This is a genomic window from Pseudomonas sp. BP6 (assembly GCF_017875935.1).
Classification (GTDB): Bacteria; Pseudomonadota; Gammaproteobacteria; order Pseudomonadales; family Pseudomonadaceae; genus Aquipseudomonas; species Aquipseudomonas putida_Y.
In genome coordinates this window covers 753618-772469 of sequence record NZ_JAGINI010000001.1, presented here as the reverse complement: position 1 = coordinate 772469, position 18852 = coordinate 753618, and the positions used below count along the sequence as shown (strand labels likewise).

The 18852-nt window shown below is 63.0% G+C and carries 15 protein-coding genes; 5 read left to right on the top strand and 10 right to left on the bottom strand.

What is annotated here, in order from left to right; genetic code table 11:
- The first annotated feature begins 216 nt into the window (after positions 1-216).
- The 4 genes from purM to J3A98_RS03490 all read left to right on the top strand — a co-directional run bounded on the left by purM (position 217) and on the right by J3A98_RS03490 (position 3030).
- Positions 217-1275, top strand: coding sequence for a phosphoribosylformylglycinamidine cyclo-ligase (purM, locus tag J3A98_RS03505; RefSeq protein WP_003252437.1), 1059 nt, complete (start codon positions 217-219; stop codon positions 1273-1275).
- Complete coding sequence (gene purN, locus J3A98_RS03500; protein WP_176685491.1) at positions 1275-1928, top strand: phosphoribosylglycinamide formyltransferase; 654 nt, start codon at positions 1275-1277, stop codon at positions 1926-1928. Before purM ends, purN begins: the two co-directional genes overlap by 1 nt.
- 8 nt (positions 1929-1936) lie before the next feature.
- Positions 1937-2647, top strand: a complete 711-nt coding sequence (locus tag J3A98_RS03495) for a DUF3108 domain-containing protein (protein WP_176685492.1) — start codon at positions 1937-1939, stop codon at positions 2645-2647.
- 200 nt (positions 2648-2847) lie between these two features.
- Positions 2848-3030: a hypothetical protein gene (locus tag J3A98_RS03490; protein WP_021782528.1), complete on the top strand. Its 183-nt coding sequence runs from the start codon at positions 2848-2850 to the stop codon at positions 3028-3030.
- 100 nt (positions 3031-3130) lie between these two features.
- Here the strand turns inward: J3A98_RS03490 and J3A98_RS03485 are convergent, their stop codons facing one another.
- From J3A98_RS03485 to J3A98_RS03440, 10 genes are all read right to left on the bottom strand, one after another.
- Entirely contained in the window at positions 3131-5389 is a 2259-nt protein-coding gene (locus J3A98_RS03485; protein WP_209964028.1) for a GMC family oxidoreductase, read from the bottom strand.
- Positions 5386-5877: a sorbitol dehydrogenase gene (locus J3A98_RS03480; protein WP_104962419.1), complete on the bottom strand. Its 492-nt coding sequence runs from the start codon at positions 5875-5877 to the stop codon at positions 5386-5388. The genes J3A98_RS03485 and J3A98_RS03480 overlap by 4 nt, the downstream gene beginning before the upstream one ends.
- Before the next feature lie 4 nt (positions 5878-5881).
- Entirely contained in the window at positions 5882-7222 is a 1341-nt protein-coding gene (locus J3A98_RS03475; protein WP_176685494.1) for a cytochrome C, read from the bottom strand.
- A gap of 307 nt (positions 7223-7529) precedes the next feature.
- Positions 7530-8069, bottom strand: coding sequence for a DUF2058 domain-containing protein (locus tag J3A98_RS03470; protein ID WP_209964025.1), 540 nt, complete (start codon positions 8067-8069; stop codon positions 7530-7532).
- 26 nt (positions 8070-8095) lie between these two features.
- Positions 8096-8929: a nucleoside triphosphate pyrophosphohydrolase gene (gene mazG / locus J3A98_RS03465; RefSeq protein WP_176685496.1), complete on the bottom strand. Its 834-nt coding sequence runs from the start codon at positions 8927-8929 to the stop codon at positions 8096-8098.
- 124 nt (positions 8930-9053) lie between these two features.
- Complete coding sequence (gene relA, locus J3A98_RS03460; protein ID WP_176685497.1) at positions 9054-11294, bottom strand: GTP diphosphokinase; 2241 nt, start codon at positions 11292-11294, stop codon at positions 9054-9056.
- A 96-nt stretch (positions 11295-11390) separates the two neighbouring features.
- Positions 11391-12749, bottom strand: coding sequence for a 23S rRNA (uracil(1939)-C(5))-methyltransferase RlmD (gene rlmD, locus J3A98_RS03455; RefSeq protein WP_209964022.1), 1359 nt, complete (start codon positions 12747-12749; stop codon positions 11391-11393).
- Positions 12750-13649, bottom strand: coding sequence for a cysteine synthase CysM (cysM, locus tag J3A98_RS03450; protein WP_010952713.1), 900 nt, complete (start codon positions 13647-13649; stop codon positions 12750-12752).
- A gap of 141 nt (positions 13650-13790) precedes the next feature.
- Positions 13791-15182 (bottom strand): sensor histidine kinase, encoded by a 1392-nt coding sequence (locus tag J3A98_RS03445; protein WP_176685499.1) that lies wholly within the window; start codon positions 15180-15182, stop codon positions 13791-13793.
- Between the two features lie 3 nt (positions 15183-15185).
- Positions 15186-15905 (bottom strand): response regulator transcription factor, encoded by a 720-nt coding sequence (locus J3A98_RS03440; RefSeq protein ID WP_176685500.1) that lies wholly within the window; start codon positions 15903-15905, stop codon positions 15186-15188.
- A gap of 193 nt (positions 15906-16098) precedes the next feature.
- Between J3A98_RS03440 and J3A98_RS03435 the strand changes: the two genes are divergently transcribed.
- Positions 16099-18852, top strand: a complete 2754-nt coding sequence (locus J3A98_RS03435) for a response regulator (RefSeq protein WP_176685501.1) — start codon at positions 16099-16101, stop codon at positions 18850-18852.

The following is an 18852-nucleotide window of genomic DNA, read 5'->3' as shown; positions in this document are numbered from 1 at the left end:
CCGCGCGGCGCATGGCTGTTCCCTCAAGGCGAACGTCCCAACTAATTATCTTTTTCATGCCCTGCCCGTCGGCCTGAGGATGGCCGCTGCACGGCAACCCTGATAAAATCGCGCGCCTTCACAGACTACTGACGTTTCAGGCAGCCGCCGCTTACCAGCCGGCCTTGGCCGTCATGGTCGTTTTTAAGAATCCCTCCCTCCTAAAGGCCTGGATCAATGAGCAAGCAACCCTCCCTGAGCTACAAGGACGCCGGTGTAGACATCGACGCCGGCGAAGCACTGGTCGAACGCATCAAGGGCGTGGCAAAACGCACCGCACGCCCTGAAGTCATGGGTGGCCTGGGTGGCTTCGGCGCCCTCTGCGAGATCCCGGCCGGCTACAAGCAGCCGGTGCTGGTCTCCGGCACCGACGGCGTCGGTACCAAGCTGCGCCTGGCACTTAACCTGAACAAGCACGACAGCATTGGCCAGGACCTGGTCGCCATGTGTGTCAACGACCTGGTCGTCTGCGGCGCCGAGCCGCTGTTCTTCCTCGACTACTACGCCACTGGCAAGCTGAACGTTGACGTGGCCGCCACCGTGGTCACCGGCATCGGCGCCGGTTGCGAACTGGCCGGCTGCTCGCTGGTCGGTGGTGAAACCGCCGAAATGCCTGGCATGTACGAAGGTGAAGACTACGACCTGGCCGGTTTCTGCGTAGGTGTGGTGGAAAAGGCCGAAATCATCGACGGCTCCAAGGTTGCCACCGGCGACGCGCTGATCGCCCTGCCGTCCTCGGGCCCGCACTCCAACGGCTACTCGCTGATCCGCAAGATCCTCGAAGTGTCGGCTACCGATATCGAGAACACCCAGCTGGACGGCAAGCCGCTGACCGACCTGCTGATGGCGCCGACCCGCATCTACGTCAAGCCGCTGCTGCAGCTGATCAAGAACACTGGCGCAGTCAAGGCCATGGCCCACATCACCGGCGGCGGCCTGTTGGACAACATCCCGCGCGTACTGCCGAAAAACGCCCAGGCCGTGGTTGACGTGGCCAGCTGGCAGCGCCCGGCGGTGTTCGACTTCCTGCAGGAAAAAGGCAACGTCGACGAGCACGAAATGCACCGCGTACTGAACTGCGGTGTGGGCATGGTCATCTGCGTGGCCCAGGACCAGGTCGAAGCCGCCCTGAACGAACTGCGCGCCGCCGGTGAGCAGCCATGGGTAATCGGCCACATCGCCGAAGCCGCCGAAGGCGCTGCCCAGGTCGAGCTGCAGAACCTCAAGGCACACTGATGCCGAGCAATGCCTGCAATGTAGTGGTACTGCTGTCGGGCTCCGGCAGCAACCTGCAAGCCCTGATCGACAGCTGCCAAGGGCAGGACAGCCCGGTGCGTATCCGCGCGGTGGTCTCCAACCGCGCCGATGCCTACGGCCTGCAACGCGCCGCAGCGGCCGGCATCGACAGCGTCGTGCTCGACCACACCCAGTTCAACGGCCGTGAAGCCTTCGATGCCGCGCTGATGGCGCGCATCGACGGCTTTGCCCCGGACCTGGTGGTGCTGGCCGGCTTCATGCGCATCCTCAGTGGCGGCTTCGTGCGCCACTATCAGGGCCGCCTGCTCAACATCCACCCATCGCTGCTGCCCAAGTACAAGGGCCTGCATACTCATCGCCGGGCGTTGGAAGCTGGCGACGCCGAGCATGGCTGCAGCGTACACTTCGTGACTGAGGAACTCGATGGCGGCCCACTGGTCGTACAGGCTGTGGTACCGGTGGCGTCTGATGACACCGTCGAAAGCCTGGCACAGCGGGTACACCATCAGGAACACCTGATCTACCCACTGGCGGTGCGCTGGTTCGCTGAAGGGCGCTTGCGTCTTGGCGAGCAGGGTGCATTACTGGACGGCCAGCCACTGGCGGCCAGCGGTCACTTGATTCGATCCTAGGAGAATTTATGCGTCGCGCCCTGCTCTTGGCTCTCGCCGTGCTCGCCCTGCCCCTCCAGGCAGCTGATCTGAAGCCCTTCTCGGCCAGCTACACGGCCGACTGGAAACAGCTGCCCATGAGCGGCACCGCCGAGCGCAGCCTGGTCAAAAATGCCAACGGTACCTGGGACCTTAATTTCAAGGCTTCCATGATGATCGCCAGCCTGACCGAGCAAAGCACCCTGCGCATGGAAAACGACACCCTGCTGCCGCAGAAGTACCACTTCGAGCGCGGCGGCCTGGGCAAGGCCAAGAAGGTCGACCTGGACTTCGACTGGAGCACCAAGAAGGTCACCGGCAGCGACCGTGGCGATGCCGTCAGCCTGCCACTGAACCGCGGCGTACTGGACAAGTCGTCCTACCAGCTGGCCCTGCAGCACGACGTGGCCGCGGGCAAGAAAAGCATGACCTACCAGGTGGTCGACGGCGACGAAATTGACACCTACGACTTCCGCGTGCTGGGCACCGAAAAGGTCACCACCAAGACCGGCCAGGTCGATGCAGTGAAGGTCGAGCGCGTGCGCGATCCAAGCCAGAGCAAGCGCATCACCGAGCTATGGTTTGCCAAGAACTGGGACTACCTGCTGGTGCAATTGCGCCAGGTAGAGACCGATGGCAAGGAGTACGTGATCGTGCTGCAGGATGGCACGGTCGATGGCAAGCCGGTGAAGGGCAACTGATCCGGCACTGCCTGCAACACCTGAAGCCCTGCCCAGTGCGGGGCTTTTCTTTGCTGCGAAGAAGCCCATCGAGGCAGCACACCTCCCAGCTTCATGAAACTTGTTTCATGCCTGTTTTATTTACTTAGTCTGCTAACAAACTCTATAAAGAAGACGTGCGACACACTGTCGCAGCCATCTTGAAGAAGTGGAGTTTAACGATGACTGTCCAAGTAACCGAACGCGACGAATCGAAAATGTCCCACGAAGGCCTGGCCGCTGGCGTGCGGATCTGGGATGTGTACCAACAAGGCCAACTGGTGGGCATGTTCCATAACGAACACGAAGCGCACCAATACCGCGTTGAGCTTGAAGACCTGGAAAACCAGCGCGCTACACAATGACCCAGCGCATTGCCGCGAATCCCTGATTCACCCGGGCTCGAAGAACAACCCCACAATACTGCGGCAGTGCCGGAGCCTTGTGGGGTTGCCATGACAGGGTCTACACCGACCCGAAACGCACCTCCACCGACAGGCTGCCCAGGTTATCGCTCAGGCCAGCTCCGTAACGGCCGTCCAAGTCGTCATTGATGCACAATTGCAACTCTCCCTGCTGGCCACGCGGCAATTGCATCTGGTTGCCGACCAGGAACGGCACGCCGCTGTTGCCAATACGTCCGATCAACGCCCCTTCGTTCTGCCCCGGCAGGGTGTAGCCCTGCTTGGCGATCAACGCTGGGTTGCCCTGCGCGCCAACCATGCCGGTGGCCGGGTTGGCCGTCCACTGCCCGCCCGTACAGACCGCCAACTGCCAGCTCTGCCCATTGATCTGCATGCCCGTGCCCTGCCATGCCTGGTTGGCCTGCACCTGTACGGTACGCTTGAGCAGGTCGCTGGCCACCACATCGGCGGCCTGGAAGGTCAACGCGGTGATGGTCAAGGTCGGGTTGGCGGTGCCGGTGGTGGGGAACACACCGTCGCCGACCAGGAACAGGTTGGGGTGGTCCCAGCTGCGCTGGTCCTTGTCCACCACCGACTTGGTGCGGTCCGATCCCATGCGGTAAGTGCCCATCAGGTGGCCAGCGCCGTAGAACGCGTAGTTCTCGCCGCCGTACTCGAACACCGTTTGCGAGCCGGGCTCGAGCTTAGGGTTCAGGTCGGTCAGTTCGGTGGCGCCCATCAGCTCGGTGATGATGTGCGTGGCGGCCAGGCGCGCTTGCTTGAAACCCTCCTTGGTGTAGTCGGACAGTTCGTAGGTGATCTGTGGCCGAGGCAGGCCCAGGCCGTCGGTGAACTCCGTGCTCCTCTCCACCCGGCACAGCGCTTTGTCGGGGTCTTTCTCCACCTGCTCGACCAAGAAGCCCAGACGGAATTGGCGGGTCAGCACGCTGTTGAGCTGCTGCACCAGCGCCTGGCCGGACAACGCCAGCTTGTTGGGGTTAGCGCCGCCGTGGTTGGTCCCGTCGATGAAATCGCAGACCGAGGTGTAGGGGTCGTTCACCGACCAGTTCCAGCCCTCGTTGCCGATTTCGATACGCCAGGCGGCACGCTGGCTGCGGAACGGGCCATCGCGCATGTCCTCGATCCCCGAGGTGGACAATGGCCCACGGAACGGGAACAGCGGCTTGCCTTCGGGCATCAGGCCCCAGGCCAGGTACACCGGGTGGTCAGCCAACGCCTGGCCGACCTGGCCGCTGCTGTTGGCGACCCCTTTAGGGCTGCTCGGGCCGATGGAGTTGAGCAGCAGCTTCGGTGTTTCGATCGCGTGGGCGGCAATCACGTAGCGCTTGCCCTGGGCCGTGCCGTTCTGGCGCGTGCCGTTGTTCTGATACTGGATGAAGTCGATTCCCGTGACCCCATTGGCATCGACCTGCACCTGGCTTGCCACGGTCTGGTAGAGGATGCGCACGTTGCCGGTATCCAGTGCCTTGGCCATGGTCACGGTGGCATCGTACTTGGCCTGGATCGGGCAGATCGGTGTGCAACTGGTGTTGCCTGCGCACACCCGACGGCCGTTATCATTCTGCGAGTTGCGCCCGGCCGGGGTCTGCCGGACATTGAGGGTGACACCTGGGTACGGCTTGCCGTCGGGCCCCTTCTCCGGGCTCTGGTATACCGTGCCCGTGACGTTCTCGCCCAGGCCTTGGTCGACCAGCGACGGCGGGATGCCATGCATGCTGTATTTGTAGCCATGCGGGAACGTCACGCCCAGGTAAGTCTGCGAGGCGACATCGGCGGACACGCCCATCTCCTCTTCGGCGCGGCAATAGGCGGTCTGCAGATCGTCGTAACTGATCGGCCAGTCGACCCCGACGTTGTACGCAGTGCGCATGCGAAAGTCGTTGGGCAACAGGCGCAGGGCCGTGCCCATCCAGTGCCACATGGTGCCGCCACCTACCCGCTCGTAAGTGCTGGCGAACAGTTGCGGCCCCTTCTGCACCAGGTAGCTTTTCTGCGCCTTGTCCGGGTCTTGGCTACCCGCGGTGATCAGGTCCTGGATGGTCGCCCGTGGCGCGAACTGCGTGGCCGGGGTCTGCTCGCTCTGTTCAGGTGGGTACGGCGATTCGGGCGCTTTGAGCACCGCGGTGTAGAAGCGCTCCAGGTACTCGCTGCGATTGGGCGGAATGGCCGGGCCCGATTCGAGCACCAGCACTTTCAACCCGGCCAGGCCCAACTGGTAGGCCATGACACTGCCGGCCATGCCGGCGCCCACCACGATCACATCGGCGGTTTCGATGTTCTGGGTTTGTACATTGCTCATGGCTGCTGCCCTTCCTTGGCGTCGACTCCGGTGAATTGCTTGAGGGTCGGTGGCTGCTCTCCCCAGTATCCGAAGTGGAACTGGCTGTAGCCCATGGGATGGGATTGGGCGATCTTCCACGCCCAGCTCTCCTTGTAGGCCTGGTCGGAGACCACGCGCGTGTCACCCGTGCGCGCGTTGCCCAGGTCGTAGGGTTGGTACCAACTGCCGAGCAGCCACAGCTTCATGATCGAGCGGGCGCCCTGGGCGATTTGCGGGTTCGCGTTATCGAGCACGGCGCTGGCGATTTGCGCGGGCGGCTGGCTCTGGATGCTGGCGTACAGCTCCAGCAGGCTGCTGAACGCCTCGAGGCCCATGCCTTGCTGGGCGGTGGCGAAGAACACCGGCGGCAGATTGATCGGGTCGACGGAAGGCGCCAGCAGCTTGGCCGACAGGCCAGTGAGCACGGCGGACAAGCCGATGAAGTTTTGCAGGTTCTGGTCGCTCATGGCATCACTCCTTGGCGCCGGTGGATTGGGCACGTTCAAGCAGGAAAGTGAAATCGGCGAAGCTGGTGCGCGGTGACTGGGTCACGCGAGTTGTCGCGTTGTTGTGGCACTCCATGCAGCTGGACGAGGCCTGCGGGGTGGTGCCCTGGTTGTAGGTCTCCAGGGTGGCGTTGGCCAGGAAGTTCGGCGCAGGCGTACCTAACGGGTTGGTCGGTGACGGCACCTGGCAGTCATCGGCCGGGGCGGTGGGCCACTGGGTGCTGATCAGGTGGTAGTTGGCCCACACCGTGCCCTTGAGCGCACCTTGCCACTGTGCGTTGAGCTGTTGGGTGGCGGCGGTGATGGGAATTTCACGCACGATCTGCGAGGGGATGGCCTTCTTCGACGGGTCCCACGGTTGCGCGGGCGGCTCGTTCACCGGGCGGTCGCTGGCCTGGGCGTCGTAGAACAGGTAGGGCCCCTTGCGCTCGTTCATGGGCGTGGTCTTTTCCGGCACGTTGCGCACGTGCTCGAACGTCGACCATACCCACTGTGGTGCACCTTCGGTCTTGTGCACGATGTGCAGGCCTACCAGCCCGACCTTCTGCGCATTGCACGACTCGGGGATCAGCGCCCCCTTGTTCGGGTCGGCGTTACCGGGGGTGTAGACCAGCGCGTCGACGGCGTGGAACTCCTGCGGGTTGTCGCTGCCATCGAGCACTTTCCAGGCCGACTTGACCATGATCGCACCGACCTGCTGGGCCTTCTGCGAACCACAGGCGAAAGCGATGCGGTTGTCAGCCTTGCTCAGGAACGCTTGCTGGCCTTCCTTGCTGTACAGGCCATTGTTGACGATGTCATCGAACATCGGCTTGTTGACCATGATCGCGTTGCGCGTGTAGGTGCCGCTTTGGTCGACCAACGGGCCGGTCTTGAACGGCTGGATGAACTCATCGAGCACGCCGGCGACCTTGCCCATCTGCTGCAGCACCGGCAAGTCACCCTTGCCTTGGCAGGCTGCGGGCACGGGTGCCTGCTGATCCCAGGCAACGGGTTTCTGTCCCTTGGGCAGGAAGATCTCGTAGCTCTCTTTCCACGACTCCCACACCGTCTTGCCGGGTGCGCCGATCTGCGCCGAGGTGTTGGCGCTGCCGTCGGCGTTGGCGGGCCAGTTCAGGGCGACGAAGGTCTGCCACGACAGCACGTCGAAATCGTGTTGCAGGTTGTCCAGGGTGAAAGGGGGATTGGCGGTGACGTCGAAGGGAATCGCAGGTGACAGCACCGGCGGACTGGCCGCATCGGCCATGGCGAACGCGCTGGTGAAACTTGCACCCAGGCACGCCAACCGTTTCAGGGTTATTTTCATTATCGTCTCCTCAGCAGATAAAGCGTCGGGACGACGAGGCGTACTGGCCCTTCCTGGACCGAATGTTCAGCGCTATCCCTGACGCTAAGCTGGAGGCTAGCCGCTGTGCCAAAACCCTAGGAAATGTCCGACGAACGGAAGGAACCAAGGCAATAGCACAGCTGACTGATCGCGCCGGTTCAGCGAGCGGCGAACCAACACACTTCTCACGATAGCCGCAGGAGCGACCTTGCGTCGCGAAAGGGCCGCAACGCGGCCCTGGCGAAGTTGAATGAACCGCGTCACCGCCAAGGCGGGTTTTTTCTGTTTACCACATCAGATCATCAGGGATCTTGTAAGCCGCGTACGGGTCGTCTTCGTCCGCTTCCTCGACATGGGTATTGAGCAGCAGAATACGGCCAGGGTCGCGCTCCTGGATCTTCAATGCGGCCTCACGGGGGATAACCTCGTAGCCGCCGGCATGGGCTACCACGGCCAGCGCGCCATTACTCAGCTTGGTACGCATGAGGGCGTTGACGGCAATGCGCTTGACCTTCTTGTCGTCGACGAAGTTGTAGTAATCCTCGGTGTTCAGCTTGGGCAGGCGAGTGGCCTCGATCAGTTGCTTGACCTGCGCGGCACGGGCCTTCTGCTCGGCCTTTTCCTGCTGCTGGCGGTTCAGTTCCTGGTCACGCCTGGCTTTTTCAGCCATGGCTTCCTTGGCCATGCGCTGCTGGCTGTCGTCGACTTCGACCTGGCCTTTGTGCTCCATGCGCTTTTGTTTCTTTTCAGCTTTGTTGGTCTGCGAGACCTGTTTCTGGTTGACCAGACCGGCTTTGAGCAATTGGTCGCGAAGGGAAAGGCTCATGAATATTCACTCACTTATGCAACAGCTCAGCCGCAGCTGGGCAGGTTCTTTTCCTGACGTTTGGCTTCCCCCCAAAGGGCATCCAGCTCGTCAAGGTCACAATCTTCAATGGGGCGGCCACTGTCGCGCAATGCCTGTTCGATAAAACGGAAGCGTCGTTCGAACTTGCGATTGGCGCGGCGCAAGGCGTGCTCCGGGTCCTGCTGGAGGTGGCGTGCCAGGTTGACGGTGGCGAACAGCAGGTCACCCATTTCATCTTCAAGGGCATCGACATCACCGTCGGCCATGGCCTGCAGCACTTCATCAAGCTCTTCGCGGACCTTGTCCAGCACCGGCAATGCCGCTGGCCAGTCGAAACCGACCGTGGCCGCGCGCTTTTGCAGTTTGGCTGCCCGCGACAGCGCCGGCAAGGCTGCCGGAACGTCGTCGAGTAGCGAAAGCTGTTCAGGCTGGCTTTTTTCCGCGCGCTCTTCGGCCTTGATTTCTTCCCAGCGCGACTTGACCTGCGCATCGCTCAAACCGGGCGTATCCATCGGCGCGTACAGCTCGCCAGTGGGGAATACATGCGGGTGACGGCGGATGAGCTTGCGGGTGATGCTGTCGACCACGCCGTCGAACTCGAAACGCCCCTCCTCCCGGGCCAGCTGGCTGTAATAGACCACCTGGAACAGCAAGTCGCCCAGTTCACCTTGCAGGTGCTCGAAATCGCCGCGCTCGATGGTGTCGGCGACCTCGTAGGCCTCTTCGAGGGTGTGCGGGACGATGCTGGCGTAGTTCTGCTTCAGGTCCCACGGGCAGCCGTACTGCGGGTCGCGCAGACGGGCCATGAGATGCAGCAGGTCGTCAAGGGTGTAGGTCATACAGGCAGGTCCTTCGGTGGTGGCTGCTTCGCGGGTTTGCCCGCTCCCACAGGTACGGTGCAGATTTCCAAACCTGCATCCATCCTGTGGGAGCGGGCAAGCCCGCGAAGCTGGCGCCACGGTCTCAAGGGGTACGATTACGCCGCGTTTCGATGATGTTCGGCAACTGCGAGATCCGCCCCAGCAGGCGCCCCAGTGCGTCCAGGCCGGGGATCTCGATGGTCAGCGACATCAGCGCGGTGTTGTCTTCCTTGTTCGATCGGGTATTCACCGCCAGCACGTTGATCTTTTCGTTCAGCAGCACCTGCGACACATCGCGCAGCAGACCCGGGCGGTCGTAGGCACGGATGACGATGTCGACCGGGTAGGTCTGCACCGGGATCGGCCCCCAGCTCACCTGGATCATGCGCTCTGGCTCCCTGCCCGCCAGCTGCAGTACCGAGGCACAGTCCTGGCGATGAATGCTCACGCCACGGCCCTGGGTGATGTAACCGACAATGGCATCGCCCGGTAGCGGCTGGCAGCAGCCGGCCATTTGTGTCAACAGATTGCCGACACCCTGGATCTGGATGTCGCCACGCTTGCCGGTACGCGGACCGGTAGGCTTGCGCGGCACCAGTTCGATCTGCTCGATACGCTCGGGCTCCAGCAACTGCTGGGCAGCGTTGACCAGATGAGCCAGGCGCAAGTCGCCAGCACCGAGCGCGGCAAACATGTCTTCGGCAGTCTTGACGTTGGTCTTCTCGGCCAAGCGCTCGAAATCAACCTGCGGCAGGCCCAGACGACTGAGCTCGCGCTCAAGCAAGGTCTTGCCGGCGGCAACGTTCTGGTCGCGAGCCTGCAGCTTGAACCAGTGGACGATCTTGGCCCGCGCCCGCGAGGTGGTGACGTAGCCCAGGTTGGAGTTCAACCAGTCTCGGCTGGGGTTGCCGTGCTTACTGGTGATAATCTCCACCTGCTCGCCAGTCTGCAGGCTGTAGTTCAACGGCACGATACGGCCATTGATCTTGGCGCCGCGGCAGTTGTGGCCGATCTCGGTGTGCACGCGGTAGGCGAAGTCCAGTGGCGTGGCCCCCTTGGGCAGGTCGATGGCGTGGCCGTCGGGGGTGAACACATAAACCCGGTCAGGCTCGATATCGACCCGCAACTGCTCGGCCAGGCCACCGATGTCGCCCAGCTCTTCGTGCCATTCCAGCACCTGGCGCAACCAGGAAATCTTCTCTTCGTAGTGGTTGGAGCTGGGCTTGACGTCCGTGCCCTTGTAGCGCCAGTGGGCGCATACCCCAAGCTCGGCCTCTTCGTGCATGCCGTGGGTGCGGATCTGCACCTCCAGCACCTTGCCCTCGGGGCCGATTACCGCGGTGTGCAACGAGCGGTAGCCGTTCTCCTTGGGGTTGGCGATGTAGTCGTCGAACTCCTTGGGAATATGCCGCCACAAGGTGTGCACGATGCCCAGCGCGGTGTAGCAGTCGCGGATTTCCGGCACCAGTACGCGCACCGCTCGCACGTCGTAGATCTGGCTGAACTCCAGGCCTTTGCGCTGCATCTTGCGCCAGATCGAATAGATATGTTTCGCCCGACCGCTGATGTCGGCATTTACGCCAGTGGCAAGCAACTCGTTCTGCAGCTGGGTCATCACGTCGCTGATGAAGCGCTCGCGGTCCAGCCGCCGCTCATGCAACAGCTTGGCGATCTGCTTGTACTGGTCGGGCTCCAGGTAGCGGAAGGAGAGGTCTTCCAGCTCCCACTTGATGTGACCGATACCCAGGCGGTGCGCGAGCGGCGCATAGATGTCGAACACTTCACGCGCGACGCGCAGGCGTTTCTCGTCGTCGGCGGACTTGACCGCACGGATTGCGCACGTGCGTTCGGCCAGCTTGATCAGTGCCACGCGCACGTCGTCGACCATGGCCACCAGCATCTTGCGCAGGTTTTCGACCTGCGCCTGCGAACCCAGCACCAGCGACTGTCGCGGGCTGAGGCTGGCACTGATGGCGGCCATGCGCAGCACGCCGTCGATCAGCTTGGAGACCACCGGGCCAAAACACTGGCTGACCTCGGCGAGGGTGACCTTGCCCTCGCGCACCGAACGGTAGATGACCGCAGCCACCAGGGAGTCCTGGTCGAGCTTGAGGTCAGCCAGAATTTCGGCGATTTCCAGGCCAGCCTGGAAGCTGGACGTACCATCCGCCCAGGAATGCTTGGCCGGGTTGCCCTTTTTCTCTACCTCATGCGCAAACTCGCAGGCTTCTTTCAGCGCTGCGCGATCCAGTGCCGAATCGACGCTTACCACATGGTCCAACCATGCTTCGAGATTGATACTGCCGTCAGTGTTGACCGGCTGGTGCACTCTCACCTGTACCATCTTTGTTTTACCTTTCCATGCAGCACACCATACGGATGTGCTGGCGATCACCGTGCGGCCGCCATTCCGTGGCAACCGCACCAAGGGGCCAGTCAGCTAGCCCGCTTCGAATAACGCCATGGCCTCGACATGCGCCGTCTGAGGAAACATGTCGAGAATCCCGGCCCTTTTTAACCGGTACCCCTGGCCGACCAGCACTTGGGCGTCTCTCGCCAGCGTGGCCGGGTTGCACGATACGTAGACCAGCCTTCTGGCCTTGAGGCGGGCGATGCCTTGCACCACCTCGAAAGCACCGTCGCGCGGTGGATCCAAGAGTACCGCAGAAAAGCCCTCGGCGGCCCATCCGGTGCCTGCCAAAGGCTGCGATAAATCGGCCTGAAAAAACCGTGCGTTATGCACATTGTTGTTCCGGGCATTGGCCGCGGCCCGATCGACCATGGCCTGTACACCTTCCACTGCCACCACCTCACGCGCCTGGCGGGCCAGCGGCAGGGCAAAATTGCCCAGACCGCAGAACAAGTCCAGCACACGCTCGTCGGCCTTTGGCGCGAGCCAGGCCAAGGCCTGCTCGATCATCGCGGTATTGACCTGGGCATTCACCTGCACGAAATCGCCCGGGCGCCAGGCCAGCTCCAGCTGCCAGGGTGCCAGGGCAAAGCCCAACTGCGCAGCAGGGTCCACGGGCGCCGGCTCCCCTTCGCCTTGCAGCCACAGCTGGGCATTGGCCTGCTCGCAGAACGCTTGCAGCCTGGCCTGGTCCTCAGCCGGCAACGGCATGACGTGGCGCACCAGAACCGCCTCGGCGGTGCCACTGAACAGCTCCACATGGCCAAGCGCCTGCGGTTTGCTCAACGAGCGCAGCACCGTCGGCAAGTGGCGCAGAATCGACTGCAAGGGCTGTACCAGCACGGCACAATCGTCGATGGCAATGATGTCCTGGCTGGCTTCGGCGCGGAACCCCACCTCCAGTTGACGCGCCTTGACGTCCCAGCGCACGGCCACACGGGCCCGGCGCCGGTAGCCGAATTCCGGCCCGCTCAGGGGTGTGGCCCATTCCTCGGGTTGCACGCCGGCCACCCGCTGCAACTGCTCGGCGAGGGTGCGCTGCTTCAGCGCCAGTTGCGCTTCGTGCGGCAGGTGCTGCAGGTTGCAGCCACCGCAGCGGTCGTAGTAGCGACATGGCGCCTCACGGCGCTCGGGCCCGGCCTGCAGCAACCGCTCCAGGCGGGCTTCGACCACTTTGCCACGGGCATTGAGCACGCGTGCCTCCACGGCCTCACCGGCCAAGGCGCCGCTGACGAACCAGGTACGCCCGTCGAGGAAGGCGATGCCACGGCCGTCACCGGCCAGGCGCTCGATGTCCAGGCGTTGCTTCTTGCCCACTGGGACCTGGGAGGTGCGATTGCCGCCGGCCGGCTGGAAGCGCAGGCCGCTGTTGCTTTTTTTCTTGGACATTTAGCGTGGGTCAAACAGGCCAGTGGACAGATAACGGTCGCCGCGGTCGCAAATGATCGCAACCATCACGGCATTTTCCACTTCGCGGGACAGACGCAACATGGCCGCGACCGCACCACCAGAAGACACGCCGCAGAAAATGCCCTCTTCACGCGCAAGGCGACGGGTGGTGTCTTCGGCTTCCTGCTGCGACATGTCGACCACGCGGTCGACGCGGGTGGCGTCGAAGATTTTCGGCAGGTATTCCTCGGGCCAGCGGCGAATGCCCGGAATGGCCGAGCCCTCCATCGGTTGCAGGCCGATGATCTGCACCGCAGGGTTCTGTTCCTTGAGGTACTGCGAGCAGCCCATGATGGTACCGGTGGTACCCATGGAGCTGACGAAATGGGTAATGGTGCCCTGGGTCTGCTGCCAGATCTCCGGGCCGGTACTGTTGTAGTGGGCGATCGGATTGTCGCCGTTGGCGAACTGGTCGAGCACCAGGCCACGGCCTTCGGCCTGCAGCTTCTCGGCCAGGTCACGGGCGCCTTCCATACCCTCCTCCTTGGTCACAAGGATCAGCTCGGCGCCATAGGCCGTCATGGCGGCCTTGCGCTCGGCGGTGGAGTTGTCGGGCATGATCAGGATCATCTTGTAGCCCTTGATCGCCGCCGCCATCGCCAGGGCGATGCCCGTGTTGCCTGAGGTGGCTTCGATCAGGGTATCGCCTGGCTTGATCTGGCCACGCAGTTCGGCGCGAGCGATCATCGACAGTGCCGGGCGGTCCTTCACCGAGCCGGCGGGATTGTTACCTTCGAGCTTGAGCAGGAGGGTATTGCTGGTTTCGCCAGCGATGCGCTGCAGGCGAACCAGTGGCGTATTGCCGACGCAATCGGCGATGGTTGGGTACTGCAAGGTCATGGGCGTATTTCGCAATCCGGACGGCGGGGTGCCTATCATACCGGCAAACCCTTCGCGGCCATATCACGCAATCTGTAGTGCATATAGCTACAAGCTATAACGGTGTGACATGTGCTGGCCTCTTCGCGGGTAAACCCGCTCCTACGGGGATCCGCTAGCCTGTAGGAGCGGGTTTACCCGCGAAGAGGCCGGCACATGCAACGGCAACTTCATCCACAAGCGCAACCCGCGTTTGCCATTCTGCGCCCACAAGGTCCCGCCCTGGCGCTGAATGGCACTGCGGGCGATGCTCAAGCCCAGACCGAAGCCCCCATCCCCCGGCCGAGAACCGTCCAGCCGCGAGAACGGCGCGAAGATCCGCTCCAGGTCCTCTTCAGCCACACCGCCACCTTCATCCTCCAACCACAGCCACCAATAACCGCCTTCGCGCTGGCCTCCCAGCCGCACCACCCCCTCTGCCGGCGAGTGACGAATGGCATTGCGCAACATGTTCTCCAGCGCCTGAGCAAGGTGGTTGAGGTTGCCCTGCACCCAGCAGTCGGCCGGCACTTCGCAGCGCAATTGCGCAGGCGACCAGCCGCTCTCGTAGCTGGCATTTTCGGCCAGCAACTCCCACAAGGCGTGGACCTCGATCGGCTCCAGGTTCATCGGCGCACGCTCGGCGTCCTGCCAGGCCAGTTGCAGGGTGTCTTCGACCAGTTGCTGCATGCAGTCCACTTCACGGATCAGGCGATCACGCAGACGCTGCAGGTCGGTTTCACCATCGCAGGCCACCCGCAGCCGGCTCAGCGGCGTACGCATTTCGTGGGACAGGTCGCGCAGCAACTGCTGCTGCATAGCCACCGTGCCTTGCAGCCGCTCGGCCATCTGGTCAAAGGCACGCGCCAGTTCGCCCAACTCGTCATGCCGGGCGATGGTGCGCGAGTCCAGGCGGGCCGACAGCTGATCGGCCCGCCAGGCATTGGCCTGCTCGCGAAGTTGATTGAGCGGCACGATCAACATGCGGTACAGGCCTACACACAACAGCAAGGTGAACAGCCCCGGGATAATGCCATTGGTGACGATGCGCCACAGCACGCGGTGCTGGCCCGGATTGAAGCGCTGCGGCAGCTCGATCACCAGCATGCCCTGCTCCGGCGCCCCCGGGAACGGTATGCGCACCCACGGCTGGTCGACGCTGCGCCGACTCATGGGCCAATCGACACCGCGCAGGCGCGTCAGACGCTGCATGATCTGCGGGTTGAGTGTGGCGTTGTCGAGCGGCCGCAGGTTGATGTCGAGCACGCCAACCCAGCCCCGTTCGCGCTGATGCATGGCCGCCACCCATTGGTCCAGCCCTGCCCGACCGCCGCTGCGCCAGGCCTTTTCAGCTTCGGCGGCATAGCCCAGCAACGTCTGCCGTGCCGGCTGCGAGAGGAAGGCGTTCTGGGTTTCCATGTGCCGGCCCCAGGTATAACTGAGGCCGATCATCAGCAGGCAGAAGCCCACCAGCAAGATGGCCAGCTTCCAGAACAGCGAATGGCGATCGAGCATGGTTCACTCTGCCTCGCCGGCACTGAGCACGTAACCCTTGCCCCACACGGTGCGGATCTGCCGTTCGTGATAACCGATGCCCTTGAGCTTGCGGCGGATCTGGCTGACGTGCATGTCCAGGCTGCGGTCGTGCCGTGAATAGCCGCGCTGCAACACCTGCTGGTACAGGAACGGCTTGCTGAGGACCTCGTCGAGGTTGCGGTTGAGGATGTCCAGCACGCGGTATTCGCTGGGGGTCAGACCTGCCAGGCGATTATCCAGGCACACGTCACACAACCCCTCGTCGAACTGCAGCTCGCCGCAGTTGGCTTGCTCCAGCGGGCCTTGATGCCGCCGCTCCAGGGCCACGCGGCGCAGAATCGCCTCGATGCGCACCTGCAACTCGGCCATGCTGAATGGCTTGGGCAGGTAATCGTCAGCACCGCGCTGAAAGCCGCTGATACGGTCGGCCTCGGCTCCCAGCGCCGACATCAGGATTACCGGCGTGGCGCTGCGCCTGCGCAACTGCGCCAAGGCGTCCAGCCCATCAAGCCCGGGCAGCAGGATGTCCATGAGCACAACATCGAAAGCCTGGCGGCCAGCCGTTTCCAGGCCCTCCAGGCCATTGCGGCACCAGGTGACCTGGAAGCCCCCGCGCTGCAATTCCTCTTGCAGATAGGCACCAAGAACCGGGTCGTCCTCGATGGCAAGGATATTGGAGTTGTAAATAGCTACAGGATTCATTGGCAACTGCCATTAATTCTCAATTGAGCGATTATTGAGCATTCGCCACGTGCCAGGCAACCGCGTTGCGACCAATACCCCGGCAACAGCGCATGACACATACTAAAGAGATGCAATGGTGCCGCAGGCGGAGTAACTTCGCGGCTTGGCCGTTACCACTTGACGGCATCCAGGCACATCAGAGGAGGCGATTGTGCTCGATCGTTTGGGAATCCGCAGTCGGGTCTTGCTGCTGGCACTGCTGCCGGCCGGCTTGATGGCCCTGGTGCTGGGTAGCTATTTCACCTGGCTGCAACAGAACGACCTGCGCACCCAGCTGTTGCAGCGCGGCAAAATGATCGCCGAACAACTGGCGCCACTGGCCGCACCCGCCATGGCCCGGCTCGCGCCTGCGCAACTGGAGAGAATTGCCGCACAAACCCTGGAGCAGGCCGATGTGCGCGCAGTTGCGTTCCTGGCCCCAGACCGCACGCGCCTGGCACACGCAGGCCCGAGCATGCTCAACCTGCCGCCCAGCGGCGGTACCGGCACCCAACTCCTGCAGCGCAGTGGCAACGACGCCACCCGCTACCTGATGCCAGTGTTCGGCCACCACCGTGACCTGGCCACCGACGCCGTGCCCGCCGAAGCCGATCGCCTGCTGGGCTGGGTAGAGATCGAGTTGTCGCACGACGGCACACTGCTGCGCGGCTACCGCAACCTGTTCACCAGCCTGTTGCTGATCCTCGCTTGCCTGGCACTCAGTGGCCTGCTGGCGCTGCGCATGAGCCGCACCATCAACGACCCTATCGAGCGCATCAAGCACGCGGTCAACCAGCTCAAGGACGGGCACCTCGAGGAACGCCTGCCGACCCTGGGCAGCCATGAGCTGGACGAACTGGCCCACGGCATCAACCGCATGGCCGAAACCCTGCAAAACGCCCACGAAGAACTGCAGCACAGCATCGACCAGGCCACCGAAGACGTGCGCCAGAACCTGGAAACCATCGAAATCCAGAACATCGAGCTGGACATGGCGCGCAAAGAGGCACTTGAGGCCAGCCGCATCAAGTCGGAGTTCCTGGCCAACATGAGCCACGAAATCCGCACCCCGCTCAACGGCATCCTCGGTTTTACCCACCTGCTGCAAAAAAGCGAGATGACACCCCGCCAGCTCGACTACCTGAACACCATCGAGAAGTCTGCTGACAACTTGCTGGGAATCATCAACGAGATCCTCGATTTCTCCAAGATCGAAGCCGGCAAGCTGGTGCTCGACAGCATACCGTTCAACCTGCGTGACCTGATCCAGGACACCCTGACCATCCTCGCTCCGGCCGCCCACGCCAAGCAGCTGGAATTGCTGAGCCTGATCTACCGTGACACACCTGCTTCGCTGGTTGGCGACCCGTTGCGGCTCAAGCAGATCCTCACCAACCTGGTCAGCAATGCCATCAAGTTCACCCGCGAAGGCACCATCGTCGTGCGCGCCATGCTGGAAGACGAGCACGAAGACTGCGCGCAGTTGCGCATCAGCGTGCAGGACACCGGCATCGGCCTGTCACCACAGGATGTGCGCACACTGTTCCAGGCCTTCAGCCAGGCTGACAACTCACTGGCCCGCCAGCCCGGCGGCACCGGTCTAGGGCTGGTGATTTCCAAGCGCCTGATCGAACAGATGGGCGGCGAGATCGGCGTCGACAGTACCCCGGGCGAAGGTTCGCAGTTCTGGATCAGCCTCAACCTGCCCAAGGCGCATGACGATGCTGAAGAACTGCCACCGCAGCCATTGCTGGGCCGCCGTGCCGCCATTGTCGATGGCCACGAACTGGCACGCCAGGCGTTGGAGCACCAGTTGCAAGACTGCGGCCTCAGCGTGAGCCTTTTCGGCTCCTATGACCAGTTGCTGCAGGGGGTGCAGGCCGCCAGCCAGGCCGGCCTGCCGTTCGAGTTCGCGGTGCTCGGGGCCAACCTGGGCAACCTGTCGCCCGAGCAACTGGGCCATTATCACCAGCAGCTCGAGCGTTACCACTGCCAGTGCGTGGTGCTGTGCCCGACCACCGAGCAGGCGCTTTACCACCCATACCTGCCTAACGGCCATGGCCAATTGCTGTCCAAGCCGACCTGCACCCGCAAGCTGCGGCGTCTCTTGCTGGAACTGGTGCAACCACGTCGACCGCTGGCCGATGCAAATAACCCCAATGGCCAGCGCCGACCGAAAATACTCTGCGTCGACGACAATGCCGCCAACCTGCTGCTGGTGAAAACCCTGCTCGAAGACTTGGGTGCCGAGGTACTGGCCGTCAACAATGGCCATGCGGCGGTACAGGCCGTGCAGGGCGAGCTGTTCGACCTGGTGCTGATGGATGTGCAGATGCCCGGCATGGACGGCCGCGCCTGTACTGAACAGATCCGCCTGTGGGAGAACACCCAAAGCGGCAATCCGCTGCCGATCGTCGCCCTCACGGCCCATGCCATGGCCAACGAAAAACGTGCGTTATTGCACAGCGGCATGGACGACTACCTGACCAAACCGATCAGCGAACGGCAACTGGCCCAGGTGGTGATGAAGTGGACCGGCCTGAGCCTGGGCACACCGCAGCAGGCGCAGGCCGAGTTGCTGACCAACGGCGACGAACTGAAGGTACTCGACCCCGAAGAGGGCCTGCGCCTGGCCGCTGGCAAGGCAGATCTGGCGGCTGACATGCTGAGCATGCTGCTGGCGTCGCTGGATACGGACCGTGAAGCCATACGCGCCGCCCGCGCAGCCGATGACCGCAATGGCCTGATCGAGCAAGTACACCGTCTGAACGGTGCCTCACGCTATTGCGGCGTGCCGCAATTAAGGGCAGCGTGCCAACGCAGCGAAACCTTGCTGAAGCAGGACAATCCGCAGGCGCAGCAGGCCCTGGATGAACTGGACAGCGCGATCAGCCGGCTGGCGGCACAGGCCAGATTGAGCGCTTGA